The sequence below is a fragment of the Mesorhizobium sp. WSM4906 genome (assembly GCF_029674625.1).
Taxonomy (GTDB): Bacteria; Pseudomonadota; Alphaproteobacteria; order Rhizobiales; family Rhizobiaceae; genus Mesorhizobium.
Genome location: NZ_CP121355.1, coordinates 5,527,889 through 5,553,695, shown reverse-complemented (window position 1 = coordinate 5,553,695; position 25,807 = coordinate 5,527,889). Strand labels below are relative to the sequence as shown.

At 63.6% G+C, this 25,807-nt stretch carries 25 protein-coding genes; 10 read left to right on the top strand and 15 right to left on the bottom strand.

Going from position 1 to position 25,807, the window contains the following annotated elements:
* Positions 1-18: 18 nt before the first annotated feature.
* Positions 19-966, top strand: a complete 948-nt coding sequence (locus QAZ22_RS27005) for a DMT family transporter (protein WP_278203821.1) — start codon at positions 19-21, stop codon at positions 964-966.
* Between the two features lie 76 nt (positions 967-1,042).
* Here the strand turns inward: QAZ22_RS27005 and QAZ22_RS27000 are convergent, their stop codons facing one another.
* The 3 genes from QAZ22_RS27000 to QAZ22_RS26990 form a co-directional block, all read right to left on the bottom strand.
* Entirely contained in the window at positions 1,043-1,849 is an 807-nt protein-coding gene (locus QAZ22_RS27000; protein WP_278203820.1) for a helix-turn-helix transcriptional regulator, read from the bottom strand.
* 243 nt (positions 1,850-2,092) lie between these two features.
* A complete protein-coding gene (locus QAZ22_RS26995; RefSeq protein WP_278203818.1) occupies positions 2,093-3,016 on the bottom strand; it encodes a uracil-DNA glycosylase family protein in 924 nt (307 codons plus the stop codon).
* A gap of 38 nt (positions 3,017-3,054) precedes the next feature.
* Positions 3,055-3,693, bottom strand: coding sequence for a hypothetical protein (locus QAZ22_RS26990; protein WP_278203816.1), 639 nt, complete (start codon positions 3,691-3,693; stop codon positions 3,055-3,057).
* A gap of 251 nt (positions 3,694-3,944) precedes the next feature.
* Between QAZ22_RS26990 and QAZ22_RS26985 the strand changes: the two genes are divergently transcribed.
* Entirely contained in the window at positions 3,945-5,624 is a 1,680-nt protein-coding gene (locus QAZ22_RS26985) for an electron transfer flavoprotein-ubiquinone oxidoreductase (protein WP_278203814.1), read from the top strand.
* 164 nt (positions 5,625-5,788) lie between these two features.
* On the top strand, positions 5,789-6,379 hold the full coding sequence (locus QAZ22_RS26980) for a DUF922 domain-containing protein (RefSeq protein ID WP_278203812.1): 591 nt from the start codon (positions 5,789-5,791) through the stop codon (positions 6,377-6,379).
* A 167-nt stretch (positions 6,380-6,546) separates the two neighbouring features.
* On the opposite strand, the gene QAZ22_RS26975 is transcribed toward QAZ22_RS26980, so the two are convergent.
* The 5 genes from QAZ22_RS26975 to QAZ22_RS26955 form a co-directional block, all read right to left on the bottom strand.
* Complete coding sequence (locus QAZ22_RS26975) at positions 6,547-7,557, bottom strand: endonuclease/exonuclease/phosphatase family protein (protein ID WP_278207953.1); 1,011 nt, start codon at positions 7,555-7,557, stop codon at positions 6,547-6,549.
* A gap of 290 nt (positions 7,558-7,847) precedes the next feature.
* On the bottom strand, positions 7,848-9,308 hold the full coding sequence (locus QAZ22_RS26970; RefSeq protein ID WP_278203810.1) for an AMP nucleosidase: 1,461 nt from the start codon (positions 9,306-9,308) through the stop codon (positions 7,848-7,850).
* Positions 9,309-9,435: 127 nt separating this feature from the next.
* Entirely contained in the window at positions 9,436-9,630 is a 195-nt protein-coding gene (locus QAZ22_RS26965) for a hypothetical protein (protein WP_278203809.1), read from the bottom strand.
* A 32-nt stretch (positions 9,631-9,662) separates the two neighbouring features.
* On the bottom strand, positions 9,663-9,815 hold the full coding sequence (locus QAZ22_RS26960; RefSeq protein ID WP_278073062.1) for a hypothetical protein: 153 nt from the start codon (positions 9,813-9,815) through the stop codon (positions 9,663-9,665).
* Between the two features lie 253 nt (positions 9,816-10,068).
* Positions 10,069-10,410 (bottom strand): DUF2147 domain-containing protein, encoded by a 342-nt coding sequence (locus QAZ22_RS26955; protein ID WP_278203807.1) that lies wholly within the window; start codon positions 10,408-10,410, stop codon positions 10,069-10,071.
* A 437-nt stretch (positions 10,411-10,847) separates the two neighbouring features.
* Between QAZ22_RS26955 and QAZ22_RS26950 the strand changes: the two genes are divergently transcribed.
* Positions 10,848-11,114 carry a sel1 repeat family protein gene (locus QAZ22_RS26950; RefSeq protein ID WP_278203805.1) on the top strand — a complete coding sequence of 89 codons (267 nt, stop codon included), beginning with the start codon at positions 10,848-10,850 and terminating at the stop codon, positions 11,112-11,114.
* 370 nt (positions 11,115-11,484) lie between these two features.
* Positions 11,485-12,606: an ABC transporter substrate-binding protein gene (locus QAZ22_RS26945; RefSeq protein ID WP_278203803.1), complete on the top strand. Its 1,122-nt coding sequence runs from the start codon at positions 11,485-11,487 to the stop codon at positions 12,604-12,606.
* A gap of 101 nt (positions 12,607-12,707) precedes the next feature.
* Here QAZ22_RS26945 and QAZ22_RS26940 read toward each other — a convergent pair whose 3' ends face one another.
* The 3 genes from QAZ22_RS26940 to QAZ22_RS26930 form a co-directional block, all read right to left on the bottom strand.
* Positions 12,708-14,672 (bottom strand): acetyl/propionyl/methylcrotonyl-CoA carboxylase subunit alpha, encoded by a 1,965-nt coding sequence (locus QAZ22_RS26940; protein ID WP_278203801.1) that lies wholly within the window; start codon positions 14,670-14,672, stop codon positions 12,708-12,710.
* Between the two features lie 303 nt (positions 14,673-14,975).
* The gene (locus QAZ22_RS26935) at positions 14,976-15,506 is read right to left on the bottom strand and encodes an O-acetyl-ADP-ribose deacetylase (RefSeq protein ID WP_278203799.1); all 531 of its coding nucleotides are present in this window, start codon (positions 15,504-15,506) and stop codon (positions 14,976-14,978) included.
* Between the two features lie 2 nt (positions 15,507-15,508).
* Positions 15,509-17,116 (bottom strand): carboxyl transferase domain-containing protein, encoded by a 1,608-nt coding sequence (locus QAZ22_RS26930; RefSeq protein ID WP_278203797.1) that lies wholly within the window; start codon positions 17,114-17,116, stop codon positions 15,509-15,511.
* 105 nt (positions 17,117-17,221) lie between these two features.
* Between QAZ22_RS26930 and QAZ22_RS26925 the strand changes: the two genes are divergently transcribed.
* Together QAZ22_RS26925 and QAZ22_RS26920 are read left to right on the top strand one after the other, a co-directional pair.
* Positions 17,222-17,476: a type II toxin-antitoxin system HicA family toxin gene (locus tag QAZ22_RS26925; RefSeq protein ID WP_278203796.1), complete on the top strand. Its 255-nt coding sequence runs from the start codon at positions 17,222-17,224 to the stop codon at positions 17,474-17,476.
* Positions 17,473-17,841, top strand: a complete 369-nt coding sequence (locus QAZ22_RS26920; protein WP_278203795.1) for a type II toxin-antitoxin system HicB family antitoxin — start codon at positions 17,473-17,475, stop codon at positions 17,839-17,841. The genes QAZ22_RS26925 and QAZ22_RS26920 overlap by 4 nt, the downstream gene beginning before the upstream one ends.
* Here the strand turns inward: QAZ22_RS26920 and QAZ22_RS26915 are convergent.
* The 3 genes from QAZ22_RS26915 to QAZ22_RS26905 all read right to left on the bottom strand — a co-directional run bounded on the left by QAZ22_RS26915 (position 17,838) and on the right by QAZ22_RS26905 (position 20,183).
* Positions 17,838-19,001 (bottom strand): isovaleryl-CoA dehydrogenase, encoded by a 1,164-nt coding sequence (locus tag QAZ22_RS26915; RefSeq protein ID WP_278203794.1) that lies wholly within the window; start codon positions 18,999-19,001, stop codon positions 17,838-17,840. The two genes, QAZ22_RS26920 and QAZ22_RS26915, sit on opposite strands and share 4 nt — an antisense overlap.
* A 50-nt stretch (positions 19,002-19,051) precedes the next feature.
* Positions 19,052-19,699 (bottom strand): TetR/AcrR family transcriptional regulator, encoded by a 648-nt coding sequence (locus QAZ22_RS26910; RefSeq protein WP_278203793.1) that lies wholly within the window; start codon positions 19,697-19,699, stop codon positions 19,052-19,054.
* 202 nt (positions 19,700-19,901) lie between these two features.
* Positions 19,902-20,183, bottom strand: coding sequence for an acylphosphatase (locus tag QAZ22_RS26905; RefSeq protein ID WP_278203792.1), 282 nt, complete (start codon positions 20,181-20,183; stop codon positions 19,902-19,904).
* Positions 20,184-20,337: 154 nt separating this feature from the next.
* On the opposite strand from QAZ22_RS26905, the gene QAZ22_RS26900 reads away from it, so the two are divergent.
* Both QAZ22_RS26900 and QAZ22_RS26895 read left to right on the top strand, forming a co-directional pair.
* The gene (locus tag QAZ22_RS26900; RefSeq protein ID WP_278203791.1) at positions 20,338-20,676 is read left to right on the top strand and encodes a hypothetical protein; all 339 of its coding nucleotides are present in this window, start codon (positions 20,338-20,340) and stop codon (positions 20,674-20,676) included.
* A 31-nt stretch (positions 20,677-20,707) separates the two neighbouring features.
* Positions 20,708-22,075 (top strand): IS66 family transposase, encoded by a 1,368-nt coding sequence (locus QAZ22_RS26895; protein WP_278203789.1) that lies wholly within the window; start codon positions 20,708-20,710, stop codon positions 22,073-22,075.
* A gap of 268 nt (positions 22,076-22,343) precedes the next feature.
* Here the strand turns inward: QAZ22_RS26895 and QAZ22_RS26890 are convergent, their stop codons facing one another.
* Positions 22,344-23,456, bottom strand: coding sequence for a pyridoxal phosphate-dependent aminotransferase (locus QAZ22_RS26890; RefSeq protein ID WP_278203788.1), 1,113 nt, complete (start codon positions 23,454-23,456; stop codon positions 22,344-22,346).
* Between the two features lie 161 nt (positions 23,457-23,617).
* Between QAZ22_RS26890 and QAZ22_RS26885 the strand changes: the two genes are divergently transcribed.
* Positions 23,618-25,294: a tetratricopeptide repeat-containing sulfotransferase family protein gene (locus QAZ22_RS26885; RefSeq protein WP_278203787.1), complete on the top strand. Its 1,677-nt coding sequence runs from the start codon at positions 23,618-23,620 to the stop codon at positions 25,292-25,294.
* Positions 25,295-25,807 lie beyond the last annotated feature (513 nt).

The following is a 25,807-nucleotide window of genomic DNA, read 5'->3' as shown; positions in this document are numbered from 1 at the left end:
CCATCGTCACGAGGCAAGATGACCGTCGATCACGCCGTCGGCCACGACACGCTGCGCGGCATTGCGCTGAAGATCGTCTCCGTGGCGGTCTTCGTCGGCATGCAGACCTGCATCAAGGCGGCCGGCGAGGTGCCCGCCGGGCAGATCGTCTTCTTCCGCTCCTTCTTCGCCATTTTCCCGATCGTCGGCTTCCTGGCGTTCAAGGGACAGCTGGCCACGGCCTTCGCCACGAAGCGGCCGTTCAACCACATCGCGCGCGGCGTCGTCGGCGTCGGCGCCATGAGCCTCGGCTTCTTCGCGCTGACCAGGCTGCCGCTGCCGGAGGCGATCACGCTGAACTATGCCCAGCCGCTGCTGGTGGTGGTGTTCTCCTCGGTCTTCCTCGGCGAGACCATCCGTGTCTATCGCTGGAGCGCTGTCGCCGTCGGTCTCGTCGGCGTGCTCATCATATCCTGGCCCGAACTGACGCTTTTGAATTCCGATGAGGCGCTTGACGATCAGGAAGTGCTGGGCGTCATGGCGGCGCTGATCGCCGCGGCGATCTCGGCTGTGGCGATGCTTCTGGTGCGCAACCTCGTGCAGACCGAAAAGACGGCGACCATCGTGCTGTGGTTCTCCTCGACCGCGAGCGTGCTGGCGCTGTTCACTCTGCCTTTCGGCTGGCAGGCGCTGACGCCGATGCAAGCCGCGCTCCTTGTCATAGGCGGCTTCTGCGGCGGGCTCGGCCAGATCCTGATGACGGCCGCCTACCGCCACGCCGAGGCCTCGGTCGTGGCGCCCTTCGAATACACCTCGATGATCCTCGGCGTCGTGGTCGGCTATTTCGTCTTCGGCGACGTGACGTCGCTCAATACGCTGATTGGCGGCGTGATCGTGGTGGCCGCCGGCATCTTCATCATCTGGCGCGAACGGCAACTCGGGCTCGAGCGCACGCGCACGAGGCGGGCCACGCCGCCGCAGGGGTGATCTGTTTAAAAAAGAACGCCGCAAAGGCCGAGTTCCGTCCTGCCGAACGTCTGAAAGCAGCGTCCAGCTGAGACGCCTACGTCGCCCGCTCTTTCGCCAGCCGCACCAGCGTCATCCGTGTCTGCTCGTCGGCCGGGAAGAAGGATTCGATCGCCAGTTCCGACAGCGTGACGTCGAGCGGCGTGCCGAACACCGTGATCGTGCTGATGAAGGACAGCACCTGATCGCCATGCGCGAGCCTGAGCGGATGGACGATGCCGCTCGGCTCGACCGGCGACGGCCTGCTGCTCTTCAGCCCGGACGGATAGACGCGCAGCTCGCGCTCCAGCTCGATCAGCGCCGGATCGCCGGTGGCGTCGTTCTGATGCTTGAGGCGTTCGAGCAGATGCGCCCGCCATTCGGCAAGATTGACGATGCGCGGCGCGACGCCGCCCGGATGCAGGCTGAGCCTCAGCACATTGACCGGCGGTTTGAGCAGCGACGGCTCGGAAACATCGGCCAGGAACGGGCCGATCGCCGCGTTGGCGGAAACGAGGTTCCAGTGCCGGTCGACGGCAAGCGCCGGGAAAGGTTCGTGGCCTCGAAGCACCGTCTCGACCGCGGCCATCGCCGGTGCCAGCGTCGCATCGGTAAGTGGCCTTTCGCTGAAGCTCGGCGCGAAGCCGGCCGCAAGCAAAAGCTGGTTGCGTTGGCGCAGCGGGATCGCAAGCTGCTCGGCCAGATGCAGCACCATCTCGCGCGAAGGCTGGGCGCGGCCGCTCTCGACGAAGGAAAGATGCCGCTGCGAGATATCGGCTTCCATGGCGAGGTCGAGCTGACTCATGCGCCGGCGCGTGCGCCATTCGCGAATGAGGCTGCCGGCTGAGATGTCGGGTGGGGTCATGGGGGATGACTAGGACGGAGAGAGATGCGTTTCAATTACCTGGGAGGTTATGGCTCCCCCTTCTCCCCTTGTGGGAGAAGGTGTCGCCGAAGGCGACGGATGAGGGGTGCTGGACGGAGTGAGGCGGCGGATATTTGGCACCAATACCTTGGTGACGAAAGCCATCGCCAAGCTGGAACACCCCTCATCCGTCTTGTCGCTTCGCGACAATCCACCTTCTCCCACAAGGGGAGAAGGGGAGCTTTACCCCAACGCCTTCAGCTTCGCCTTCACCTCGAGGAAATCCCGCCAGGCCAGCTTCTTGTGCGCCGGCGTCCTGAGCAGATAGGCTGGATGCAGCGTCGGCATGGCCGGAATGGCGACGCCCGACGCAGTCGTGTGGACGCGCCAGTTGCCGCGCAGGCGCAGGATACCCTCCGTCGTGTTGAGCAGCGTCTTGGCGGAAGGCCCGCCGAGATTGACCAGCACCTTCGGATTGACCAGCTCGATCTGCCTTTCGATGAACGGGCGGCAAATCTCCGTTTCGTGCGGCGTCGGCGTGCGGTTGCCCGGCGGCCGCCACGGAATGACGTTGGCGATGTAGGCGGAGGTCCGATCGAGCCCGATCGCCGCCAGCATGCGGTCGAGCAGCCGGCCCGAGCGACCGACGAAGGGCAGGCCTTCGAGGTCCTCGTCACGACCCGGCGCTTCGCCGACCAGCATCAGGTCGGCATTCGGATTGCCGTCGGCGAAGACCAGGTTCTTGGCGGTGAATTTGAGGTTGCAGCCGTCGAAGGCCGCCATGTGCTGGCGCAGCTCGTCCAGTGTCGAGGCGCTCGCCGCGAGTTGCCGCGCGAGCAAAGCCTGCGCCTCGTCGGGCACCGCGGCGGTGGCGGGCATCGGGCGAGCCGGCGCGTCCGGTATCCCGCTCGCATCCAGCCCGAGCGAAGGCGCAGGTCGCGCCGACGCCCTGCCTGCGTCGAGACTTGGCTCAGCCGCCCCTCTTTCTTGAGGCCTGTTTTCACGGACGGGCGCGACCGGCGCCGGCGCGCACTCGGCCTGCTTGGGCCGGGCCTCAGCGAACCGGTTGACGGGCGCGTCCTCGAGCGCCTCGTCGACGCCGGCGCCGGCATAGAAGGCCAGCAGCTCGGCAATATCGATCGGATTGTTGGGGGAGGCGGCAGTCATGGCGCCACCATCGTCCGCGAGGCGAAGATTTGCAACCTTTACCCCGTGGGTATGCGCGGATCCTGCACCAGGAAAAACGTCCAGCGCGGCGTGTAGTCGGTGATCAGGAATTCGAAGGTCGCCGTCTTCAGCGGGTCGACCTTGCCGTTCTTGAACAAGAGCCGGTCATAGGGTTCGAACTGGCGGTCGAAATCGGCGAAATTGCTCGAGACGATATTGTCGGGCTTCTTGTTGCGCTGGTCGAAGGACAGGCCGTCGCCAAACACGCTTGGCTGGTCGAGGATTTCCTGCAGCTCGAACTGGAACTCGACCCAAGGAAGCGCGCTGTTGTTCAGCACGTCGATGCGCATGTACATGATGCCGTTGGCGACGTCGCCGGCCTTGCCGAAGGCCTCGATCGGCCTGGTCGCGCGGATGGTCAGCGTCACCGGTGTCGCCGAATTCAGCTCCTCGGTGACGATCAGCGGGTCCTCCTTGGTGCCGATGCCGGAGACCCTGGTGATGCGGAAGCCGCCGAGCTCGTCGGAAAAGGAGTAGGCGCCGGTCGCCCAGACTTTCTGCGGATCGGCTTGCGCCGGAACGATCAGAAAGAGGAGCGGAAGAACCGCGCGGCAGAGCACGCCGGGCGTGAAGAGTAAGCGCTTCAATGAAAAGCCGGATGGCTCGGGAGTGCGCATGGGGTCAAGTATTGCCGATAAGCAAGCCGCCAAACAATTAAAAACGTGCCGGACAGGCCTGGCCTTCCAACTGAACGGCCCTGGCCTATGCTTTGCGGTGGCCCGTCCCAGGGCTGTTTCGTATGGAAAACCGCGACTTTTTGCCGAAATCGGCGTTGTCACGTCAGCGCCGGTTTCGCGTCGCGAATTGATGCGCTATGCAGCGCGTGAGCCAGCAAAATGCAAGAATATGGCAAGCCAGTGAGGGGTCGATGAGCGATATCGAACGCGAAAGCATGGAATTCGACGTGGTGATCGTCGGCGCCGGTCCGGCCGGCCTTGCCGCGGCTATTCGTCTGAAGCAGCTCAATCCCGACCTTTCCGTCGTCGTGCTGGAAAAGGGCGGCGAGGTCGGCGCCCACATTTTGTCCGGCGCCGTCGTCGATCCGATCGGCATCGACCGCCTTTTGCCTGGGTGGCGCGAGGAGGAGGGGCACCCGTTCAAGACGCCGGTGACCGACGATCATTTCCTGGTGCTCGGTCCCGCCGGCTCGTTCCGCCTGCCCAATTTCCTGATGCCGCCGCTGATGAACAATCACGGCAACTACATCGTCTCGCTCGGTAATGTCTGCCGCTGGCTGGCGGCCAAGGCCGAGGCGCTCGGCGTCGAGATCTATCCGGGCTTCGCCGCGGCCAGCCTCGTCTACGACGAGGCCGGCGCCGTCACCGGCGTCATCACCGGCGACATGGGCGTCGAGAAGGACGGCACGCACGGCCCGGCCTACGCGCCCGGCATGGCGCTGATGGGCAAATATGTGCTGATCGGCGAGGGCGCGCGCGGCTCTTTAGCCAAGCAACTGATCGCCAAATACAAACTTTCCGAAGGCCGCGAACCCGGCAAATATGGCATTGGCCTCAAGGAGCTCTGGCAGGTCAAGCCGGAGAACCACAAGCCGGGGCTGGTGCAGCATTCGTTCGGCTGGCCGCTCGACATGAAGACCGGCGGCGGCTCTTTCCTCTACCATCTCGAAGACAACCAGGTGGCGGTCGGCTTCGTCGTCCATCTGAACTACAAGAATCCTTATCTCTCGCCCTTCGAGGAATTCCAGCGCTTCAAGACGCATCCGGCGATCAAAGGCACCTTCGAGGGCGCCAAGCGGATCGGCTATGGCGCCCGCGCCATCACCGAAGGCGGCTGGCAGTCGGTGCCGAAGCTGTCGTTCCCGGGCGGCGTGCTGATGGGCTGCGCGGCCGGCTTCGTCAACGTGCCGCGTATCAAGGGTTCGCACAATGCGGTGCTGTCCGGCATGCTGGCGGCCGAGCATGTTGCCGAGGCGATCGGCGCCGGCCGTGCCAATGACGAGTTGACCTCCTACGAAGCGGCTTGGCGTGGCAGCGACATCGGCAAGGACCTGAAGAAGGTTCGCAACGTCAAGCCGTTGTGGTCACGCTTCGGCACCATCGTCGGTGTCGGCATCGGCGGTCTCGACATGTGGCTGAACACGCTGTTCGGCTTCTCGCCTTTCGGCACGCTTAGGCACGGCAAGGCCGACTACGCCACGCTCGAACCCGCCTCCAAGCATCAGAAGATCGCTTATCCCAAGCCGGATGGCGTCTTGACCTTCGACCGGCTCTCCTCGGTGTTTTTGTCCAACACCAATCACGAGGAAAACGAGCCGGTGCATCTCATCGTCGCCGACGCGGCGCTGCAGCAGCGCTCCGAGCACGACGTCTTCGCCGGTCCGTCGACCCGCTATTGCCCGGCCGCCGTCTATGAATGGGTGGACAAGGACGGCAACGCCGCCGCCGATCCGTCCGCCAAGGACGTGCGCTTCGTCATCAACGCGCAGAACTGCGTCCACTGCAAGACATGCGATATCAAGGACCCGAACCAGAACATCAACTGGGTGCCGCCACAAGGCGGAGAGGGGCCTGTCTATCAGGGCATGTAGAAGGGCAATTGCCAACGGCTTTTCGCTGCCCCTGACCCATACCTCTTCGGTGGCGCCGGCGCCGGCGGCGCCTGCCTGCGAATATGTTGCGGCATCGCAACCTCAAGGCTGTTGAAACCACCGCCTGCTTGTGTTTCCTTTTCCTGAAGATAGGGAGAACGACCATGCGGCTGACGGTTCTGACATGCCTTGTCGCCCTCGGCGCGCTGTCGGCGCCGCAGGCTTCGGCCGGCACCAGGGTGCTGGTCCAGACACGCACCTACGACATTGCCGGCAATTCCGGCGCGGCGCTCATCGAGGCCATGGACAGCAAAGGCCCCAAGCACGGCTTCATGACGCATGCCATCGCCCAGACCGCCTACACGGCCGACTGGGAGCTGGGCGTCATCCCGGACAAGGGCTCGTGCGGGCTCAAGCAGGCAAACGGCACGCTCAATCTCTTCTACACCTTTCCGCGCGTCGCCTCGGCGACGCCGGCGCTGAAGAAGCGATGGGCCCGGTTTTTCGCCGGTGTGCGAGCCCACGAGGAAACCCATGGCCGCATCGCCAGGGAAATGATGCGCGTCACCGAGCGGTCGATCACCGGCCTCAAGGTCGCGGACGATCCCTATTGCTACAAGACGCGCCGCGAGGCGCGCCAGCGCATCCAGGCCACCTATGCCGAATACGAGGCCAAGCAGAATGCCTTCGATGCCCGCGAGCACCGCGACGGCGGTCATGTCGAGCATCTGGTCGCGGCTTTGATCAAGCCTTAGCGGCGCGTTGCGAAACAGTTGGCGCTGGCGGGACAGAGGGGGGCGCGAAGGAATGCGACGCTAGACCAGAGCGGTTCACCGTTTCACGGAAACGCTGAACCGCTCTAACTTCTTTGTTCTTACGCAATTCCGGGCGGAAAACCGCTCACACTTTTCCTGGAATTGCTCTAACTGCCCGTCTTGCCAAGTTGTGCGTTTGCTGCCAGCGCCGATTCATGCTCGTCCCCTGGCGCTCTGTCGTCGGGCCGCAGCGAGAACTCGACCAGCACCGGCAAGTGGTCCGAGCCGTCGTCCTCCAGCCGCGTCGCCGAATGGATCGTCACTCCGCCCTTGCTGAATACCTGGTCGATCGGCAGGCCGGCGAAGCGTCGCACGAAGTCCGGCAGCTTCGCGTGGATCCAGGTTGGCCCGGCCGAAGGCATCACAGTCAATCCGCCGAGCGAGGCGACGCGCCGCACCGCCGCGCTCCACGGCACGGCGTTGCAGTCGCCGGCCATGATGGCGGTTTCGCCGAGCGCGGCAAGCGGCTCCGCCAGCTCGCCGATCTGCCAATACTGCTCGCGCGGCCAGGGCCAGCTCAGATGGATCGCGGCGACGTCGACGCCGGTGCCGCCGAAATCGATCGTTGCGGTCGCCATCGCGCCACGCGGTTCGCAGTGCGGCGCAGTGCCGGCGGCAAAGGGCCGCCGCGACAGCAGTGCGACGCCGAATACCCCGTTCGGATAGGCGCAAAGGATGCGGTACGGATAAGCGCTCGCGATATAGCCGAGCTCGGTCGCCCACATCTCCGACACCTCGTCGAGGGTGATCACATCAGGATTGGTCCGACCGATCAGCGACAGCACCTTCTTCGGTGTCGGATTGTCGTAGAGCAGGTTCATCTGCAGCAGGCTGTAGACGATCCGGTCGACGGGCTTGGCGACCGCCTGCCGCGGCCACAGCCTGGGCAGCGCGCTCATCGTCGTGGCGAGGCTGGCTATGGCGAAGAGCAGCACGGCCGCCGCTTGCAGCCGGTACGAGCCGGCAAGCAGCGGCAATGCCAGCAGCGCAGTCAAGACGCTCAGATGAATGCGGAAATGCGAGAACGAATCGAAGGCCGGATGCAGCGCGCCGAGGAACCCGGCCAGCAGCGCGGCCGAGAGTGCCATCATCGCCAGGAATGCCACCCCAGCCGTCATGTTCGAGCGCGCGCCGCCTGTTGCCATCTCAGTCGTGGTCTGCCGAATGCCGCTGGCAATCCGTTGGAGCGAGACAATCTCGCTCTGCCCTGCTTATCGGCCAAATTGCGGCCCGAGCAAGACGACGAATTGCCTCGCAGTGCAATTCCAGGAAAAGTGTGCAGCGGTTTTCCGTCCGGAATTGCGCAAAGCAAAGAGATAAGCGCAATTCCAGGAAAAGTGTGCAACGGTTTTCCTGGAATTGCGCAAAAAACAAAGAGGCCCTGGTTGATGCCAGCCGAAGCCGATCGCTACTGGAAGGCCGTTTCGGAAAAACTTCTCAGCTTGCGCGAATGCAGCCGTTCCATCGGCATTTCGGCCAGCTTCTCCATCGCCTTGATGCCGATGGTGAGATGCTGCGCCACCTGCCGCTTGTAGAATTCCGTCGCCATGCCTGGCAGCTTCAACTCGCCATGCAGCGGCTTGTCGGAGACGCACAACAGCGTCCCGTAAGGCACGCGGAAGCGGAAGCCGTTGGCCGCAATCGTCGCCGATTCCATGTCAAGCGCGATGGCGCGGGATTGCGACAGGCGCTGCACCGGTCCGCGCTGGTCGCGCAGCTCCCAGTTGCGGTTGTCGATAGTGGCGACGGTGCCGGTGCGCATGATGCGCTTCAGATCGTAGCCGGAAAGCCCCGTGACTTCGGCCACCGCTTCCTGCAGCGCCACCTGGATTTCGGCCAGCGGCGGGATCGGCACCCAGACCGGCAGGTCGTCGTCCAGCACATGGTCCTCGCGCACATAGGCATGCGCCAGCACATAGTCGCCCAGCGCCTGCGTGTTGCGCAGGCCGGCGCAATGGCCGAGCATCACCCAGGCATGCGGCCGAAGCACCGCGATATGGTCGGTGATGGTCTTGGCGTTGGAGGGGCCGACGCCGATATTGACCATGGTGATGCCGCCATGGCTCGGCTTCTTCAGGTGATAGGCCGGCATTTGCGGCAGGCGCTGCGGCGGCGTGCCTTCGCTTGGCGCGCTCGCCCCGGCTTTCGTCACCACATTGCCCGGCTCGACGAATTCGCTGTAGCCGCCACCGCCCTTCTCCATCAGGTCGCGGGCGCGCGCGACGAACTCGTCGATGTAGAACTGGTAGTTGGTGAACAGCACGAAATTCTGGAAATGCTGCGGGCTGGTCGCCGTGTAATGCGTCATGCGGTGCAGCGAATAGTCGATGCGCTGCGCGGTGAACGGCGCCAGCGGCCTCGGCTCGCCGAACGCCACCTCGAAGGTGCCGTTGGCGATCTGGTCGTCGGTGCCGTCGAGGTCCGGCACGTCGAACAGGTCGCGGATCGGCCGCTTGATGCGCTCGGCAGCCGTGCCATCGACATAGGTGCCTTCCAGGAAGGCGAAATGCAGCGGGATCGGCGTGGTCGATTCCGATACCGTCACCTGGACGCCGTGATTGCGCATGATGAGCCGAAGCTGCTCGATGAGATAGTTCTCGAACAGCTTCGGCTGGGTGATGGTGGTGGCAAAATGCCCGGGCGTCGGCATATGGCCGTAGGCCTGGCGCGAGTCGATCTGGGAGAACGAGGTCGTGGTGACGCCGATCTGCGGATAGAAGGCCCTGTAGCGCTTGCTCTCGTCACCGCCGGCGGCGAGATTGGCGAAGGAATCGCGCAGGAATTTGGTGTTGCGGTCGTAGAGCGCCTCCAGCGCCGCGACCGCCTTCTTGGCGTCGTCGAAACTTTGCCTGCCGAAAGGCTCCGGCATCACGACCGATTCGATGGCTTGGGGGTAGATTCGCTTTTCCATGGCCCAATATAGGGATTTGGAAGAGCGCTTGGGAGGGGGAGGCAGGCGCGAAGCCTGCCCTGCTGCGTATTTTTCTTCGACCGTGTCAGCCGCGCTGCAGGCTGACCAGCAGCACGAAGCCGATGCCTGCCTTCTTCGGCGTCGGCGCCTCGATGACCGAACCGGCGTCGGCGCGCATCATCGGCACCGCCAGCACGGGAGCGGCAAGCAGCACCAGGATGAGCATCGCCCGCGGCAGGAGCCGAAGAGCCTTGAGGGTGGAGGTGGCGATGCGGTTCATGGTGGTCGTTCCGGTTTCGAGTATTGGTCGTTTCAGCGGTCGAAATGGTTCACGCAGTCCAGTCGGCAGGTGTCGGCCATTCCCGATGAGCGGCCCGGACGGCCGGCTTCGGCCACGAGGATGGCGAAGGACATGCCGAACAGGCTCATCAGCAGGCAGACGATGGTGAAGCGGCGGACAAGCATTTGGTCTCTCCTTCAATGGTGAGGAGAATGCCCGCATGCCTCTGAACCGGTTCTGAGACCGGTATTCATCTACCGTTCAAATTGATTGATGAGGCCTTGGTCTGTCGTCTGACGCACGTCGCTCAAAAGTGCGCACCGGTCTCGGGAAAAGCGACGTGCCTAAGAACAAGCAGCCTGCCGACGCGCTCCGAACGGCTCCCAAAAGAAAACGGGGCCCGGCAGGCCCCGTTTTGCATCGTCAGCTGTACGGCGATCAGAGCTTGTGCCAGGTCTGGCTCTTGCAGATCAGCCCGCCCAGCACGCAGCCGCTCATCTTGAGCGAGGCGCCGGAAAGCGTCGCCTTGCCGGAATAGGTCTTGTCGGTTTCCGGGTCGGTTATGGTGCCGGTGTATTTGTTGTCGCCGGCCGCCTTGAAGGAGCCGATCGTCTTGCCGGCATATTTGCCGGACTTCAGCGTGATCGAGAAAGAGTCGCTGCCGGCGATCGCCGCGGTCGAGCCGGCCTGCGTCTTCCAGTTGCCTTCGATCGGGTCGGCCCACGCGGCGCCGGCCATGATCAGGGTGGCCGCCAGGGCCAGGCTTACTTTTCGAAACATATCTGTCCTCCTCCCTACAGGTTCCGGCGGGACTCGCTCCGCCTCTCTGTCCCTTACGCAAACGTAAGCTAATCCAGCCGCCGCCAAAACGAAAGCGGTGCCGCCACGGAAGGTTGCAAGGATTTTGGCCGCCCGGGACCCTGAAAATGAACGGGTGGCGAAAAAGGCTTCGGTTTCCGTGGTTAGCGAAGTCTTGATTCTGGCGCCTGAAATTTTCATCGAATTTAGCGCAAAGAGGCGGAATTGCGCCATTCCTATGCTTAACAGTTTTTCGCGTTTACCTCTTGTTTTAGCTTTGTTTTCTTCAAATTAAGCAAGCCATTTAACGACGGATTCAAGGCGAGCCCTCATCCTCGAAAGCATCGAAAGAGCGGCCCGTCCCGAGGGACTTCAGGGGACAGAAGGAGGCAGCTCTCGGGAGCAGACAGGGGATTGAAATGGCACGTTTTGAAATGCTTGAAGACGGCTTCGGCGCCATGGGGGCAACTGCCCAGGCCGACATTCTTTTCGAACTGGGCATGATGTATGCGACCGGCCGCGACTGCGAGACCGACGTCGTCGCCGCCCACAAATGGTTCAACATCGCCGCGATCAAGGGCTCGGCACGGGCCGCGGAGCTGCGCTCGGAACTGTCGGCCACGATGTCGAAGGCCGATATCGCGAGGGCGCTGCGCGAAGCACGCGAATGGATGACGATGCACTGATCTTGCGGGCCTAGAGTCTTCAGGGGACAAGGCCGCGAAAAGACGGCCAGCAAAATAACGAGAGAGAACGCGGCAGGTCAATGAACCAAGCCGTGCGACAAAACAGGGAAGCGAGCGGGTTCAGGCGCGGGGGCGCCGAGCAAGCTCGACTGCAAAAAGCCGCGACCGGCCGGGACAAGGCCGGCGTGGCTTTTTGCATTTCACGATCCTCCTGCTTTCATCGCGGCTTGGCCCAAGCAATCCTCTCAAAAATGAACCAAATCCGGTTGCACTGTCCTCTCGACAGTTCCGGCGAAGGGTGAAATTGTCCCGGCTCTCTGGAAGAAGCGTGGCCGGAACGGCCGCGCGCAAGTGGAGGAGTTCTATTGTCATGAAAAGATTGGGTATTTTGAGCGCGGCCGCATTGGGCCTGATGATGAGCGCATCGGTTGCCTTCGCCGACGACATCACCATTTCCGTGGTCGGTCCGATGACCGGCCAGCTCGCCACGATCGGCGACCAGTTCAAGCAGGGCGCGCAGGCGGCAGCCGCCGCCATCAACGCGGCCGGCGGTGTCAACGGCTCGCAGATCAAGCTCGACATCGAGGACGACCAGTGCGATCCGAAGCAGGCTGTGTCGGTCGCCAACCGCATCGTCGCCAACGGCGTCAAGTTCGTCGACGGCCATGCCTGCTCGGGCTCGAGCATCCCGGCCTCCGCGGTCTATGCCGAGGCCGGCACGCTGATGATGACCCCCGCCTCGTCCAACCCGGTGCTGACCGACGCCGCGGCGAAGTCCGGCTGGCCGACGATCATGCGCCTCTACACGCGTGACGACGCCCAGGGCGCCTTCATCGGTCCCTGGATCGCCAAGAAATATGCCGGCAAGAACATCGTCATCCTGCACGACAAGAGCGCCTACGGTCAGGGCGTTGCCGACGCCGTGAAGGCGACGATGAACGCCGGCGGACTCAAGGAGGTCGACTACGAAGGCATCAATGCCGGCGAGAAGGACTATTCGGCTCTGGTCACCAAGCTGAAGGAGCTCAAGGCCGACGTCGTCTATTTCGGCGGCTATCACCCGGAAGCCGGCCTCATCCTGCGCCAGTCGGCCGAGCAGAACGTCAAGTTCCAGCTCATCATGCCGGACTCGATCGCCTCGCCGGAATTCTGGCAGGTCGCCGGCCCGGCCGGTGAAGGCACCATGTTCGTCTTCCCGTCGGATCCGCAGGCCAAGCCGGAAGCGAAGGACGCGGTCGCCAAGATCAAGGCCGGCGGCTTCACCCCGGAAGGCTTCACGCTGTTCTCCTATGCCGTGATCCAGGCCGTTGCCGAAGGCATCAAGCGCGCCGGCACCGACGATCCGGGCAAGGTCGCCGAGGCGCTGAAGGACGGCAAACCGATCAGCACCGTCGTCGGCGACGTCATCTTCGACGAGAAGGGCGATCTGAAGAACGCCAGCTACGACATCAACCAGTGGCACGACGGCAAATACGCGCCGATCAAGCCGTAATCGCTTCTGCATACGGACGGAAATGGCCGGTACATCCCGGCCATTTCTTTTGGCGGATTGGAATTGCTGACCGACGCTGGCGCTGTCCCGCCGTCCCCGCCTCAGCCTTGGCCGTCCTCGACAAACCGCACCAGCACCGTGCCGTCGCTCACCTGCGCGCCCTCGGCCGCGATCTCGGCGACCACCCCGTCATGCGGGGCGGCGATGGTGTGCTCCATCTTCATCGCCTCGAGGATCAACAGCGGCTGGCCCTTGATCACGGCATCGCCCGTGGCCGCGCGCACCAGCTTGACCAGCCCCGGCATCGGGGCGCGCAGGCTACCCGAAGCGGCCGCGGCCTCGTCCGCCTTGGCGAGCGGGTCGGGAACCGCGAAGGTGTAGCCGGCCGCGCCTTCGAACACGGTGACGTGGCCCGGCCAGCGGGCGGTGCGCAGCAAGTTCCTGAGGTCGTGCGAGTTGATCGCGTCATGCGGCGCCTCCAGCGCCACCTGGAAGCGGCCGTCCGGTCGTGCTGAGACGCGCGCCAGTATGTTCTCCTCGCCGAAGCGCAGCCGGATGCGGCGCGCCAGCGTATGGAAATGCGCATAACCCGCGAGCGCGGACCATGGATCGGCGGCCGGGCTGGGCGCGCCCGCATCGGTCGCCGCCAGCGCTGCCGCGGCGATTGCCTCATCGCTTGGCGCGGCAACGGCGACGAGAGCATCCTGATGACGGCCGATCAGGCCGGTGTCGACATCACCGGCCGCGAAATCGGCGTCGGCGGCGAGTGCCGCGAGGAAGGCGGTGTTGACGGTCGAGCCGGCGATTTCCGTCCGGGCAAGGGCGTCGAGCAGCGCGCCAAGCGCCGTGGTCCTGTCCTTGGCTCGCACCACCAGCTTGGCGATCATCGGGTCGTAGAAGGGCGAGATCGCGTCGCCGGCCCGCACGCCGGTTTCGATACGCATGGCGGTGCCCGCGTGCGAGGTGTCCGGGAATTTCAAATGGTGCAGCGTTCCTGTCGCGGGCAGGAAGCCTTTCGACGCGTCCTCGGCGTAGAGGCGCGCCTCGAAGGCATGTCCGGCAAGCACGATCTCGTCCTGCGTCTTCGGCAGTTTTTCACCCGAAGCGGCGCGCAATTGCCATTCGACCAGATCGACGCCGGTGACCATTTCGGTGACGGGATGCTCGACTTGGAGCCGCGTGTTCATTTCCATGAACCAGAAGCGGTCGGGCTTGAGCCCCGCGGAGGCGTCGACGATGAATTCGACCGTGCCGGCGCCCGAGTAGTTGATTGCCTTGGCGGCAGTGACGGCCGCTTCCGTCATCGCCTCGCGCAATTCAGGCGTCATGCCGGGGGCGGGCGCCTCCTCGATCACTTTCTGATGGCGGCGCTGCGCCGAGCAGTCGCGCTCGAACAAATGCACGGCATTGCCGAAATTGTCGCCAAACACCTGCACCTCGATATGGCGCGGCTTGTCGACGTATTTTTCCACCAGCACGCGGTCGTCGCCGAAGGCGGCCTTGGCCTCGCGCCGCGCTCCGGACAGCGCCTCCGAGAAATCGTCCGGATGGTCGACGCGCCGCATGCCCTTGCCGCCGCCGCCGGCGCGCGCCTTGATCAGCACGGGATAGCCGATCTCGCGCGCCTTGGAGGCGAGCAGCACGATCTCCTGCGCTTCGCCGTGATAGCCAGGCACCACCGGAACGCCGGCCTTTTCCATCAGCCGCTTGGCGGCGTCCTTCAGCCCCATGGCGCGGATCGAGGCGGCCGATGGCCCGATGAAGACCAGTCCGGCCTTCGTCACCTGGTCGACGAAGTCGGGGTTCTCCGACAGGAAGCCGTAGCCGGGATGGATCGCCTCGGCGCCGGTGGCAAGCGCCGCGGCAATGATCTTGTCTCCGCGCAGATAGCTTTCGCCGGCGGGTGAGGGGCCAATATGCACCGCTTCGTCGGCCATCTCGACATGCAAGGCGCGGGCATCGGCATCCGAGTAGACCGCGACAGTGCGCACGCCGAGCTTGCGCGCGGTGCGGATGACGCGGCACGCGATCTCGCCGCGATTGGCGATCAGGATCTTGCCGAACATGGAGCCTCCGCAGGCAGAGTGTGCTTCGCGTTAAGAAGGCGTTCCTTCGCGCCCCCCTCTGTCCTGCCGGACATCTCCCCCACATGGGGGGAGATCGGACGCCGCCGACGTTTTCGCCGATCGCCAACGTTACAGTACGGGCGCTGTCGCCGAAGCTGCCAATCTCCCCCCTCGTGGGGGAGATGTCCGGCAGGACAGAGGGGGGCGCTGTCCCGCCAGCTTCTCCTGACATGCCAGAACACCTCCTTGCCAAGGGAGTACCCTACCAACGTCGTCGCTTGAGCAATCATTTGGCCCATGGACTCAGTTCTCCCCAATACCAGTAACGGCCCGCCGGTATAGCTCCGCCATCGCTTCGTCGAAGCAGCAGAAAGTAACGACCTCCGGCACGGTGTTTTGTCGCAGGAAGTCGGCTGTCGTGGCCACGGCGATCCCAGCCGCCTCGTCCTTCGGATAGCGATAGATGCCGGTCGAGATCGCCGGAAAAGCGACCGTCCGGCAGTCATGGTCGCGGGCGATTTCGAGCGAGCGTCGATAGCAGGAGGCGAGCAGATCGGCCTCGCCCCTGTCGCCGCCCTGCCAGACTGGCCCAACCGCGTGGATGACATAGCGCGCCGGCAAGCGATAGCCCTTGGTCAGCTTGGCGTTGCCAGTGCTGCAACCGTTCAGCATGCGGCATTCGGCGAGAAGCTCAGGCCCTGCGGCGCGGTGGATGGCGCCGTCGACGCCGCCGCCACCGAGCAGCGAGGAATTGGCGGCATTGACGATGGCATCGACCGCGAGCCTGGTGATGTCGCCGGTGTGGACCCGGATCCTGTCACTGACGCCGTTCATCGTCACATCCTGAACACGCCGAACTTCGTCTCCTCGACCCCGGCGTTGAGCGCCGCCGAAAGGCTGAGCGCCAGCACCTCGCGCGTCTTTGCCGGATCGATGATGCCATCGTCCCAGAGCCTTGCGGAGGAATAGAGCGGGTGGCCCTCATGCTCGTACTTCATCAGGATCGGCTTCCTGAACTTCGCTTCCTCCTCGGCGCTCCATTGCCCGCCCTTGCGCTCGATGCCCTCGCGCTTGACCATGGCGAGCACGGTCGCCGCCTGCTCGCCGCCCATCACCGAAATGCGCGCGTTCGGCCACATCCACAGGAAGCGGGGCGAATAGGCGCGCCCGCACATGCCGTAATTGCCGGCGCCGAAGGAGCCGCCGATGATCACGGTAAGCTTGGGCACGCGGGCCGTGGCGACCGCCGTGACCAGCTTGGCGCCGTCCTTGGCGATGCCGCCGGCCTCGTATTTCCTGCCCACCATGAAGCCGGTGATGTTTTGCAGGAAGATCAGCGGAATGCCGCGCTGGCAGCAAAGCTCGATGAAATGCGCGCCCTTCAGCGCGCTTTCCGAGAACAGCACGCCATTGTTGCCGAGGATGCCGACCGGCATGCCGTGCAGATGGGCAAAGCCGGTGACCAAAGTGGTTCCGTAATTCTGCTTGAACTCGTCGAACTCGGAGCCGTCGACGAGACGCGCGATCACCTCGCGCACGTCATAGGGCTGGCGCAAATCCGTCGGCACGATGCCGTAGAGTTCATGCGGATCGTGAAGCGGCGGTACGGGTTTCCGCAAGTTCAGGCTTGCGGCCTTGTTCCGATTGAGGTTCCTGACGATGCGCCGGCAAACGGCCAAGGCGTGTTCGTCGTCCATGGCGTAGTGGTCGGCGACGCCGGAAAGGCGGGTGTGGACATCGGCGCCGCCGAGTTCCTCGGCGCTGACATCCTCGCCGGTGGCGGCCTTCACCAGCGGCGGGCCGCCGAGAAAGATGGTCGCCTGGTTGCGCACCATGATCGTCTCGTCCGACATCGCCGGCACATAGGCGCCGCCCGCCGTGCAGGAGCCCATGACGCAGGCGATCTGCGGGATGCCGACCGCCGACATGTTGGCCTGGTTGTAGAAGATGCGGCCGAAATGCTCACGGTCCGGGAAGACCTCGTCCTGATTGGGCAGATTGGCGCCGCCGCTGTCGACCAGGTAGACGCAGGGCAGGTTGTTCTGCAGCGCGATCTCCTGCGCGCGCAAATGCTTCTTCACCGTTAGCGGATAATAGGTGCCGCCCTTCACCGTTGCGTCGTTGACGACGACCATCACCTCCTTGCCCTCGATGCGGCCGATGCCGGTGATGATGCCCGCTGCCGGAATGTCCTCGCCATACATCGACCATGCCGCGAACTGGCCGACCTCGAGGAAGGGCGAGCCGGTGTCGAGCAGTTGCGCCAGCCGCTCGCGCGGCAACAGCTTGCCGCGGCCCTGGTGGCGCTCGCGCGCCTCGTCCGAGCCGCCGCGCTCGATGCCCGCCGCCTTCTCGGCAATATCGTCGACCAACGCCCGCATGCGTTCGGCATTGGCGCGGAAGTTGTCGGTGGAGGGGGAGATTTGCGAGGTCAGGACGGGCATTGACGAACCTCAGATGATATCATATTTCAGTATCATTTCGGGCTCGCGCCCTAACCCCAGAGGAGCCGACCATCAGGGTAGTCGATTTGGGGAGGGCGAAAAGCCATGAAAGCGGCGCACCGGCAGACACTGGACAAAATCTTTGCCAATCCGGTCAGTACTTCGATCAAATGGCGAGATGCCGAAGCTTTGCTGGTCGCGCTCGGCGCGCGAGTGTCGGAAGGCCGTGGATCGCGGGTGCGCTTCACGTTGAACGGGATAACGCTCCGAGTGCATCGACCGCATCCATCGCCAGATACGAAAGCATACGTGGTCCGCGAGATCAGGACTTTCCTAATAGATTCAGGTGTTGAGCTATGAAGCCCTACAAGGGATATCTGGGAACGATCGAGTTCGATGAAAACGACGTTGTGTTTCACGGTCGTATCATCGGTATTCGCGACATCTTCACATACGAAGCCGATTCGGCGGAAGAATTGCTGAAGGCTTTTCATGAATGCGTCGACGACTACCTCGAATTTTGTGCTGAACAGAACAAGGAGCCGGAAAAGCCTTTTTCTGGCAAACTCGCCCTGCGTACCACGCCCGAAGTCCACCGTCTTGTCAGCCGTGCGGCTTCCAGCGACGGGAAATCCATCAATCAATGGGTGTCGGACACGCTGGCTGAAGCGGCCCGAAAGCGGATCGACGAAGGCTCGACGAAAGTGACGAGCCGCGCGCACTAAACCCCCTCCGCCATGATCTCGCGGCCGATCAGCCAGCGGCGGATCTCGCTGGTGCCGGCGCCGATCTCGTAGAGCTTGGCGTCGCGCAGCAGCCGTCCGGTCGGATAATCGTTGATGTAGCCGTTGCCGCCGAGGAGCTGGATGGCGTCGAGCGCCATCTGCGTCGCCTTCTCGGCGGCAAACAGCACGCAGCCGGCGGCGTCCTTGCGTGTGGTCTCGCCGCGGTCACAAGCGGCGGCCACCGCATAGACATAGGCCCGCGCCGCGTTCATCGTCGTGTACATGTCGGCGAGCTTGCCCTGCACCAGCTGAAAGCTGCCGATCGGCTGGCCGAATTGCTTGCGCTCGTGCACATAAGGCACCGCCACGTCGAGGCAGGCCGCCATCAGCCCGATCGGCCCGCCGGAAAGCACGGCGCGCTCATAGTCGAGGCCCGACATCAGCACCTCGACGCCGCGCCCTTCCTCATGCAGCACATTCTCGAACGGCACCTCGACATTCTCGAAGACGAGCTCGCCGGTGTTGGAGCCGCGCATGCCGAGCTTGTCGAGCTTCTGTGCCACCGAAAACCCGGCGAAGGCCTTCTCGATGATGAAGGCGGTGATGCCGCGCGAATGGCGCTCCGGGTCCGTCTTGGCGTAGACCACCAGCGTCTCGGCGTCAGGGCCGTTGGTGATCCACATTTTCGAGCCGTTGAGCACGTAGCGGTCGTTGCGCTTTTCGGCGCGCAGGCGCAGCGACACCACGTCGGAGCCGGCGCCAGATTCGGACATCGCCAGCGCGCCGACGCTTTCGCCGCTGCAGAGCGGGGGCAGGTACTTTTCTTTCTGCGCCGGTGTCGCCCAGCGGTTGATCTGGTTGACGCAGAGATTGGAATGCGCGCCGTAGGAAAGGCCGACCGAGGCGGATGCGCGCGAAATCTCTTCCATAGCCACGACATGCGCGAGATAGCCCATGCCGCTACCGCCGAAATCCGGATCGGCGGTGATGCCGAGCAGGCCGAGCGCGCCGAGCTCGGTCCACAGATGTGCCGGGAATTCGTTGGAGCGGTCGATCTCGGCCGCGATCGGCGCGATCCTGTCCTGCGCGAAGCGCCTTACCGTATCGCGCAGCGCCTCGATATCGGCATCGAGCCCGAGGTTCAGCGTATTCGTGTACATATGGCGTTCCTCCCGTGCACGTCCCGGTCCTCGCGGGGATCATGCGTGTATCAGAGTGCCACGGCGACCTTGGCGCGCCCGGAACGGCGCGCGGTGCCATGGCTGATTGTCGCGCCGACCAGGCGCATTGTCATCGAAAGATATGATGCCGTGACCTCGGCGATCGACAGCCGTTCGCCCGGCCGGAACCAGACGATGACGCCGGTCATCATCTGGATCAGCGCCATGGCGGTGAGCCCGACATCGTCGATCTCGAAGACGCCTGCTTCTGCGCCGTCGCGCAGGACCGCGCGCAATTCCTTTTCGTAGGCGGTACGCAGCCTGAGGATCTGCGTCAGCCGTTCATGCGAGAGGCTGCGCAATTCCATGTTGGAGACATGGGTGGCGTGGCGCCGCTCGATATGAAAGGCGATATGGTTCTCGACATAGGCGGCAAGCCGCGCCGCGGGATCGAGTGTGGCCGGACGCGCCGAGTTCCAGGCGTCCAGCAGGCCTTCCATGTGCTCGCGCATCAGCGTGAACAACAGGTCTTCCTTGGTCGGGAAATAGCGGTATAGCGCGGCGGCCTGCACGCCGACTTCGGCCGCCAACTGCCGCATCGACATCGCCTCGTAGCCGAGACGCGCGATCAGGCTGACCGCCGCTTCGCGGACGGCCGCCTCGGTTTTTTCTCCGTCGGAACCCGTGGTGCGTGCCATATTCGCCTCTAAAGCATTAATAAAACGAACGTTCAATTAATTCAAGGGCCAAATCTCTCCCCTTGAGGGGGAGATGTCGCCGAAAGGCGACAGAGGGGGTCGCCGGCGCGCTTATGCGACGAAAAATGAGGGGTCGCGCTCCACGCGCAGCGACTCCTTCTGGCCTGCCGGCCATCTCCCCCTCAAGGGGGGAGATACCGATCTATGCGACAATCCTGAAGTCGGCTGGCGCATCATCCGAGGCTTCCTCGATCTCGACCTTCGAGACCAGCGCGCCCCGCGGCCCTTGCCAAAGCCGCTCGATCATGGCGGTGACTGCGGCGTCTGCGCCGGCGATGAGCGCCGTGACGGAGCCGTCGGCCTCATTGCGCACCCATCCCGTCAATCCGAGGCGCACGGCTTCGCTCCGCGTCCAGACGCGATAGCTGACGCCTTGCACCGTGCCGAAAATGCACGCCCTGACAGCCCGTTGTTCGCCCTGCATTGCCAAGCTCCAGTATCTTCCTCATCAATCTGGAGCAGCGCGGATCAAATGCAACGGCCATGAAAGGCGAGTGACTTAGTCAATTAAATAGTTGACTTGGTCAAGTTGAAGGAGAATTGTCGGATGGCTCAAATGTCTCTGAGGGGAGGTCTGCATGCCTCACGAAGCTCTGGTCGACGAGATTCGTCGCTTCAACCGGTTCTACACCGGCCTCGTTGGACTGCTCGATGAGACATTGATCCAGAGCCCCTACACGCTGGCCGAGGCTCGCGTGTTGTTCGAGCTTGACCGCAGGCCCCGAACGGCCGGCGAGGCCGGCCTCCTGGCGCGGATGTTTCATCTCGATGTTGCGCCGATAGCGTCGGAACTGGCCGGCGAGCTGCGGCTCGCGCCCGTCTACGTTTTGAGAATCCTTAGGAAATTCATCGCCATGGGGTTGGCCGGGATACATGCTGGTAATTGCTCACCCTCTCGAAAGCCGGCGTGGGTTTGACGGGAATGGCATTGCGTGATTCAAGCTGCGGATGGATCGCGCGGTTCTTGATTCGCTGGACCGGGAACAGCTGATAGAGATCATTTTGGCGCAGGCCGCGATGATCGAGCAGTTGACGCGGCGGGTTGCGGAACTGGAGGCGCGGCTCGGGCTTCCGCCAAAGACACCGGATAATTCGAGTGTTCCGCCCTCGCAAGGTCGCAAGGCTTCGGCGGCAACGCCGCCGGCAAGCAAGCGGCGGCGGCGCCGGAAAGGGCGGACCGGGGCGCATCGTGCGATGGCTTCGAACCCGACGCAAACATTGGAGATGCGCGCTTCGTGCTGCCCACATTGCCGGGCGGATGTCTCGGGCGCGCGGCAATGGCTGTGCGAAGCCTATGATCATGTCGAGCTTCCGCCGATCGAACCGGTGGTGACGCGGATCAACCTTTACGGCGGCGCCTGCCCGAACTGCAGCCGGCGCTTCAAGGCTGCCGCACCGGCGGACATGCCGCCTGGCTCGCCGTTCGGGGCAAAGCTGCGCGCCCTGGTGATTTACCTGCGCTACACGCACGGCATCGCCTTCGAACGCCTGTCGCGGACGCTGTGCGATCTATTCGGGGTGGAGATCAGCGAGGGGGCGCTGGTCAACATGCTCAAGCGGGCCGCAGTCCCCTTCGCCGCGCAGACCGAGCGCATTCGCAACGACCTCATGGCCGCGCCGGCGCTGGCCTCGGACGAAACCGGCCTGCGGGTCGGCAAGCGCAACTTCTGGCTCTGGGTGGTTCATCACAAGGACAGCGCCGTCTTCCTGGCCGATCCGACGCGGGCCAAGCGTGTGCTGGAAGACTTCCTGGCTGATCGTCGCCCCGATTTCTGGCTTTCCGACCGCTATGGTGCCCAAAAGGGCTTCGCCAAACGTCAGCACCAGTTTTGTCTGGCGCATCTCATCCGTGACGCTCAGTATGCCATGGATGCCGGCGACGATTGTTTTGCGCCCGGCCTGATCGCGCTGCTCAAGCGCGCTTGCCGCATCGGTCGCGAGCGCGATCAGCTCAGCGATCGACAGCTGGCTTTCTATAACAGGAAGTTCGTCAAGAAGCTGAGCGAGCTGCTCAGGCTGCGTCCCACCCACGAAGAAGGCATCAAGCTGCACAAGACAATCGGTGAAATCCGCCGAAACCTGTTCGTCTTCATCACCAATCGGGCGCTGGAGGCGACCAACAACGCCTCCGAGCGCGCCCTGCGCCCTTGCGTGACGTTCCGCAAGATCACCAACGGGTTCCGAACAGAGTGGGGCGCCAAGCTCTACGCCGACATTCGATCCGTCCTCGAAACCGCCCGACGACGGGCCATCGACCCACTCGACGCCCTAACCACAACCCTCAACGCGCGTCCCTTGGCATTCGCCCAGGCGTAGGGGTGAGCAATTACTACATGCTGACCCTGAAGGCGGGCCATCCTTCGTTTCGCTCACCCCGCGCGGCAAGGCCGCGCTGGCCGACCTCGAGGCTGGAACGATCCGCGACCTTGCCCGCCTGACCGACAAGCTCGGCGATGAGGAAGCCCTGGCGCTTTCGGATGCGCTGAAGCGCGTGACGCGCCTGCTGGAAAAATCATAAAAAGCGCAAGAACTGCCGATGCCCGCGCGGCTCATGCCGGTGCTGCGGCCCTAATGGGTGACCTCTTCAGTTTCCTCGCGCCGGGGCAAGCGCGCCCGGCAATTCCTCGGCGAAGATGTCGAGTTCGTGGTCGAGGCCGACGCTGACCCTGATGCAGCGGTCGAGCCGTGGCGCCATCGGCTTGCGGATGAAGACGTCGCGCGACAAAAGCGCCTGCATCACCTTCAGCGCGAAAGCGCCGTCGCTGCCGCAGTCTATGGTGACGAAATTGGTGGCGGAGGGCAGCGGCGTCAGCCCGTTTTCCTCGGCGATCGCCGCAATGCGCCGGCGCCCGGCCGCCACGCGCGCCACCACCGAGTTCAGATAATCCTGGTCGGCGAGCGCCTCGAGGCCGGCGATCTGCGCCATGCGGCTGACGCCGTAATGGTTGCGGATCTTCTCGAAGTCGCGGATCACTTCAGCCTCCGCCACCGCATAGCCGCAGCGAATGCCGGCCAGTCCGTAAGCCTTGGAGAAGGTGCGCATGCGCACCACGTTCGGCCGCGCAACGTCGATCGGCGGCAGCGCCGAGGCCGGTCCCAGCTCGCCATAGGCCTCGTCCAGCACCAGCATGGTGGTTTCGGGCAGCGCCTCGATGAAGCGGATGACCTCCGGCGCCTCCCACCAGCTCCCCATCGGATTGTCCGGATTGGAGAGATAGACGAGCGGAGCTTTTTCCCTCGCCACGGCGGCAAGCAGTCCGTCGAGGTCCTCCTTGTCGTTGGCGTAAGGCACGGTCACCAGGCGGCCGCCGACGCCGGCAATGTGGAAGTTGAAGGTGGGGTAGGCTCCGAGCGAGGTCACCACCGCATCGCCGGGCGCGACATACATGCGCGCCACCAGTCCGAGCAGCCCGTCTATGCCTTCGCCCACGACGACGTTCTCGACGCCGACATCGTGATGCGCGGCCGCCGCGATCTTGAGGTCGAAATTGTCCGGGTCGCAATACATCCACTGGTCGCGCGCGACGCTCTCCATGCGGGCAATGACGCGCGGCGAGGGCCCAAAACTGCTTTCGTTGGCGCCGATGCGGGCGCGGAAAGGCCGCCCCCGCTCGCGCTCCTGCGCCTCCGGCCCGACGAACGGCACCGTGGAGGGAAGCGCGCCGATGATCGGCGTAAGGGAAGGGCGCTGGCGCATGGCAAAGGCTCGCGTGAAAGAGGGGTTTCTTGCTAGCGTGGGCGAGGGGTGGGTGCAAGTTGGTTGACAGGGTGCAGCGGCGGCGCTTGCTGTCGGCTTCCGAGTTCGACGCGGACGACGTATCGCTGGATTCTGTCTGCCGCTTTTGCTAGCGAGGCGGGATGAGCAACCGATTGCCGCCCGCATGGGCAAAGCACCTCAAGACGCAGCCCTCGGCGAGGGCGGTAGCGCCGAAAGCAGCACCGCCCAAAGCGCAGCCAAAGGCTGGCCCTTCCCGCAGTCAGGCCGATGACATGCTGTTGAGGCAGGCGCTCGAGCTGCAGAAAGCCGAGCAGTTGCCGGAGGCCGAGGAACTCTGCCTGAAGGTTCTGGCGCGTACACCAAACCACCCTTTGGCTTTCTACATCCTGGGAACCCTCGGCATCGGATACGATAGCGAGAAGGCCTTGCGGTACTTTGCCCGTGCGGTCGCAGAGGAGCCGCGAAATCCTTATTACCACCTTAGCCTCGGTGAGGCCTATCTGAAGCTCAGCGAATATACGCCGGCAATCAGGCACATTCAGCAGGCCTTGGCCTTGAAGCCGGATCTGGTGGAAGCGCTTTGCGCCTTGGGCGATGCCTACAATTCGTTCGACAAGGGAGAAATGGCGCTGCCGCTGTTTGAGAAGGCGCTGAAGATCGATCGAGATCACCCTCTGGCCCGGATCGGGCTGCCCCGCGCGCTGACAAGCCTCGGACGCATGGACGAAGCCGCGCTTCATCTGAAAGAAGCGATAGAACGGCGCATTGCGGTGCCCGCGGCCTATAACGCACTTGTAGGCACACGCAAATACACGGAAGAGCCGCCAGAGCTCGCTGCGATCCTAAGGGAGCTTCAGGACCTGGGCCATATGCCGGAGGAAGCGGCAGCGCTCCATCACGCCGCCGGAAAGATTCTCAACGACCTCCGTCGCTACAAGGAGGCGATAGACCACTTCAAGCAAGGCAATCGGGCCAGAGGCCAAACATTCGACATAGGAAGCTACCGTCGCTGGGTCGATAACACGATCGAAACCTTCACGTCCGAGCTGGTGGCTTCAATGGCCGCTCACGGCAATTCCTCGGAGGCGCCTGTATTCGTTGTCGGCATGCCTCGCTCGGGCACGACGCTGACGGAGCAGATTTGCGCCAGCCATCCTGATGTTCACGGCGCCGGCGAGCTCAGCAAGCTTAGACGGATTGCCAATGGGATCGGCCTCAAAGACAACCCCGATGCAAACCTCGGCAAATCGGTCGCGGCGATTACTCCCGAACTGACCAAGACGCTGGCAGCCGAGCACCTCGCCTATCTGCGTGAGCGAGCGCCCGACGCGCTCCGAATCGTCGACAAGATGCCCCACAATTTCGAGTTGATCGGACTGATCGGCATTCTCTTTCCCAACGCGCGCATCATTCATTGTCGCCGCGACGCCATCGACAATTGCATCTCCTGTTTCGTCCTGCAGTTCAATGAGGCGCACAGCTATAGCGCGGATCTCGAGACACTGGGGCTCTACTACAGGGAATATGACCGCCTGATGCGGCATTGGAGCAAGGTTCTTCCAGGGCGCATCTTCGAAAACCAGTACGAGACACTAATCGAGAACCAGGAGCAGCAGTCGCGCCGCTTGATAGATTATCTCGGGCTGCCCTGGGACGAAGCCTGCTTGCGTTTCTTTGACAGGGCAGGCTCAGTAAACACCTATAGCAATTGGCAGGTTCGCCAGCCGATCTACAAGTCGTCGGTCAAGCGATGGAAGAATTACGAAAGCGAGATCCAACCGTTGATCGATGCCTTAGGCGATCTTGCTGAGGTTTGACCTGTAGCTTCTAGATAGCCGGCTTCCCAGGAATTAGTTAGTCAATTCCCACGCTCGCTCGTTTCGCGGAGACTCCGCTTACTTCCGCTGGCAAAACCGCACGCGAAGATTGGCCGAAGCGCCTATCAGTTCGTCATCCTGGGGCGGAGCAAGGAGCGAAGCGACGCGCGCAGACCCCTGGATCCATGCCGTGACTTCGACGCGCCGCTGCGTGCAGAATTCTGCTCCGTTGCATACCGTGGCTGTGGTCACGGCATGGATCCTTGGGTCTTCGCTCCGCTTCGCGTCGCTACGCCCAAGGATGACGACGTTGGGGGAACGCTCCGGCTAATTCCCGAACGCTTGCCATCGTTCATCGAAGCGAACCGTGAAAATCTTGGCTGACGACATGTCTGCGACCTGTCGGAATTGATTCGGCCAGCGTGCGGGATCCGTGCGAACGCCGAATGCAGCGCCATGCAAATGGCGCCTCGGAGCCACAGCAGAAAATATAAACCCGGCGGTTGCCCGCCG

What these genes read in the sequence shown, in the direction of transcription:
- QAZ22_RS26975 (WP_278207953.1), bottom strand. Translation starts at nt 7,557, where the DNA reads ATGACGGCTGGGGTGGCATTCCTGGCGATGATGGCACTCTCGGCCGCG.
- QAZ22_RS26995 (WP_278203818.1), bottom strand. Translation starts at nt 3,016, where the DNA reads ATGACTGCCGCCTCCCCCAACAATCCGATCGATATTGCCGAGCTGCTG.
- QAZ22_RS26930 (WP_278203797.1), bottom strand. Translation starts at nt 17,116, where the DNA reads ATGCCCGTCCTGACCTCGCAAATCTCCCCCTCCACCGACAACTTCCGC.
- QAZ22_RS27000 (WP_278203820.1), bottom strand. Translation starts at nt 1,849, where the DNA reads ATGACCCCACCCGACATCTCAGCCGGCAGCCTCATTCGCGAATGGCGC.
- QAZ22_RS26940 (WP_278203801.1), bottom strand. Translation starts at nt 14,672, where the DNA reads ATGTTCGGCAAGATCCTGATCGCCAATCGCGGCGAGATCGCGTGCCGC.
- QAZ22_RS26990 (WP_278203816.1), bottom strand. Translation starts at nt 3,693, where the DNA reads ATGCGCACTCCCGAGCCATCCGGCTTTTCATTGAAGCGCTTACTCTTC.
- QAZ22_RS26915 (WP_278203794.1), bottom strand. Translation starts at nt 19,001, where the DNA reads ATGTACACGAATACGCTGAACCTCGGGCTCGATGCCGATATCGAGGCG.
- QAZ22_RS26925 (WP_278203796.1), top strand. Translation starts at nt 17,222, where the DNA reads ATGAAAGCGGCGCACCGGCAGACACTGGACAAAATCTTTGCCAATCCG.
- QAZ22_RS26910 (WP_278203793.1), bottom strand. Translation starts at nt 19,699, where the DNA reads ATGGCACGCACCACGGGTTCCGACGGAGAAAAAACCGAGGCGGCCGTC.
- QAZ22_RS26885 (WP_278203787.1), top strand. Translation starts at nt 23,618, where the DNA reads ATGAGCAACCGATTGCCGCCCGCATGGGCAAAGCACCTCAAGACGCAG.
- QAZ22_RS26985 (WP_278203814.1), top strand. Translation starts at nt 3,945, where the DNA reads ATGAGCGATATCGAACGCGAAAGCATGGAATTCGACGTGGTGATCGTC.
- QAZ22_RS26890 (WP_278203788.1), bottom strand. Translation starts at nt 23,456, where the DNA reads ATGCGCCAGCGCCCTTCCCTTACGCCGATCATCGGCGCGCTTCCCTCC.
- QAZ22_RS26965 (WP_278203809.1), bottom strand. Translation starts at nt 9,630, where the DNA reads ATGAACCGCATCGCCACCTCCACCCTCAAGGCTCTTCGGCTCCTGCCG.
- QAZ22_RS26970 (WP_278203810.1), bottom strand. Translation starts at nt 9,308, where the DNA reads ATGCCGGAGCCTTTCGGCAGGCAAAGTTTCGACGACGCCAAGAAGGCG.
- QAZ22_RS26945 (WP_278203803.1), top strand. Translation starts at nt 11,485, where the DNA reads ATGAAAAGATTGGGTATTTTGAGCGCGGCCGCATTGGGCCTGATGATG.
- QAZ22_RS26960 (WP_278073062.1), bottom strand. Translation starts at nt 9,815, where the DNA reads ATGCTTGTCCGCCGCTTCACCATCGTCTGCCTGCTGATGAGCCTGTTC.
- QAZ22_RS26905 (WP_278203792.1), bottom strand. Translation starts at nt 20,183, where the DNA reads ATGCAGGGCGAACAACGGGCTGTCAGGGCGTGCATTTTCGGCACGGTG.
- QAZ22_RS26935 (WP_278203799.1), bottom strand. Translation starts at nt 15,506, where the DNA reads ATGAACGGCGTCAGTGACAGGATCCGGGTCCACACCGGCGACATCACC.
- QAZ22_RS26920 (WP_278203795.1), top strand. Translation starts at nt 17,473, where the DNA reads ATGAAGCCCTACAAGGGATATCTGGGAACGATCGAGTTCGATGAAAAC.
- QAZ22_RS26980 (WP_278203812.1), top strand. Translation starts at nt 5,789, where the DNA reads ATGCGGCTGACGGTTCTGACATGCCTTGTCGCCCTCGGCGCGCTGTCG.
- QAZ22_RS26900 (WP_278203791.1), top strand. Translation starts at nt 20,338, where the DNA reads ATGCCTCACGAAGCTCTGGTCGACGAGATTCGTCGCTTCAACCGGTTC.
- QAZ22_RS26895 (WP_278203789.1), top strand. Translation starts at nt 20,708, where the DNA reads ATGGATCGCGCGGTTCTTGATTCGCTGGACCGGGAACAGCTGATAGAG.
- QAZ22_RS26955 (WP_278203807.1), bottom strand. Translation starts at nt 10,410, where the DNA reads ATGTTTCGAAAAGTAAGCCTGGCCCTGGCGGCCACCCTGATCATGGCC.
- QAZ22_RS26950 (WP_278203805.1), top strand. Translation starts at nt 10,848, where the DNA reads ATGGCACGTTTTGAAATGCTTGAAGACGGCTTCGGCGCCATGGGGGCA.
- QAZ22_RS27005 (WP_278203821.1), top strand. Translation starts at nt 19, where the DNA reads ATGACCGTCGATCACGCCGTCGGCCACGACACGCTGCGCGGCATTGCG.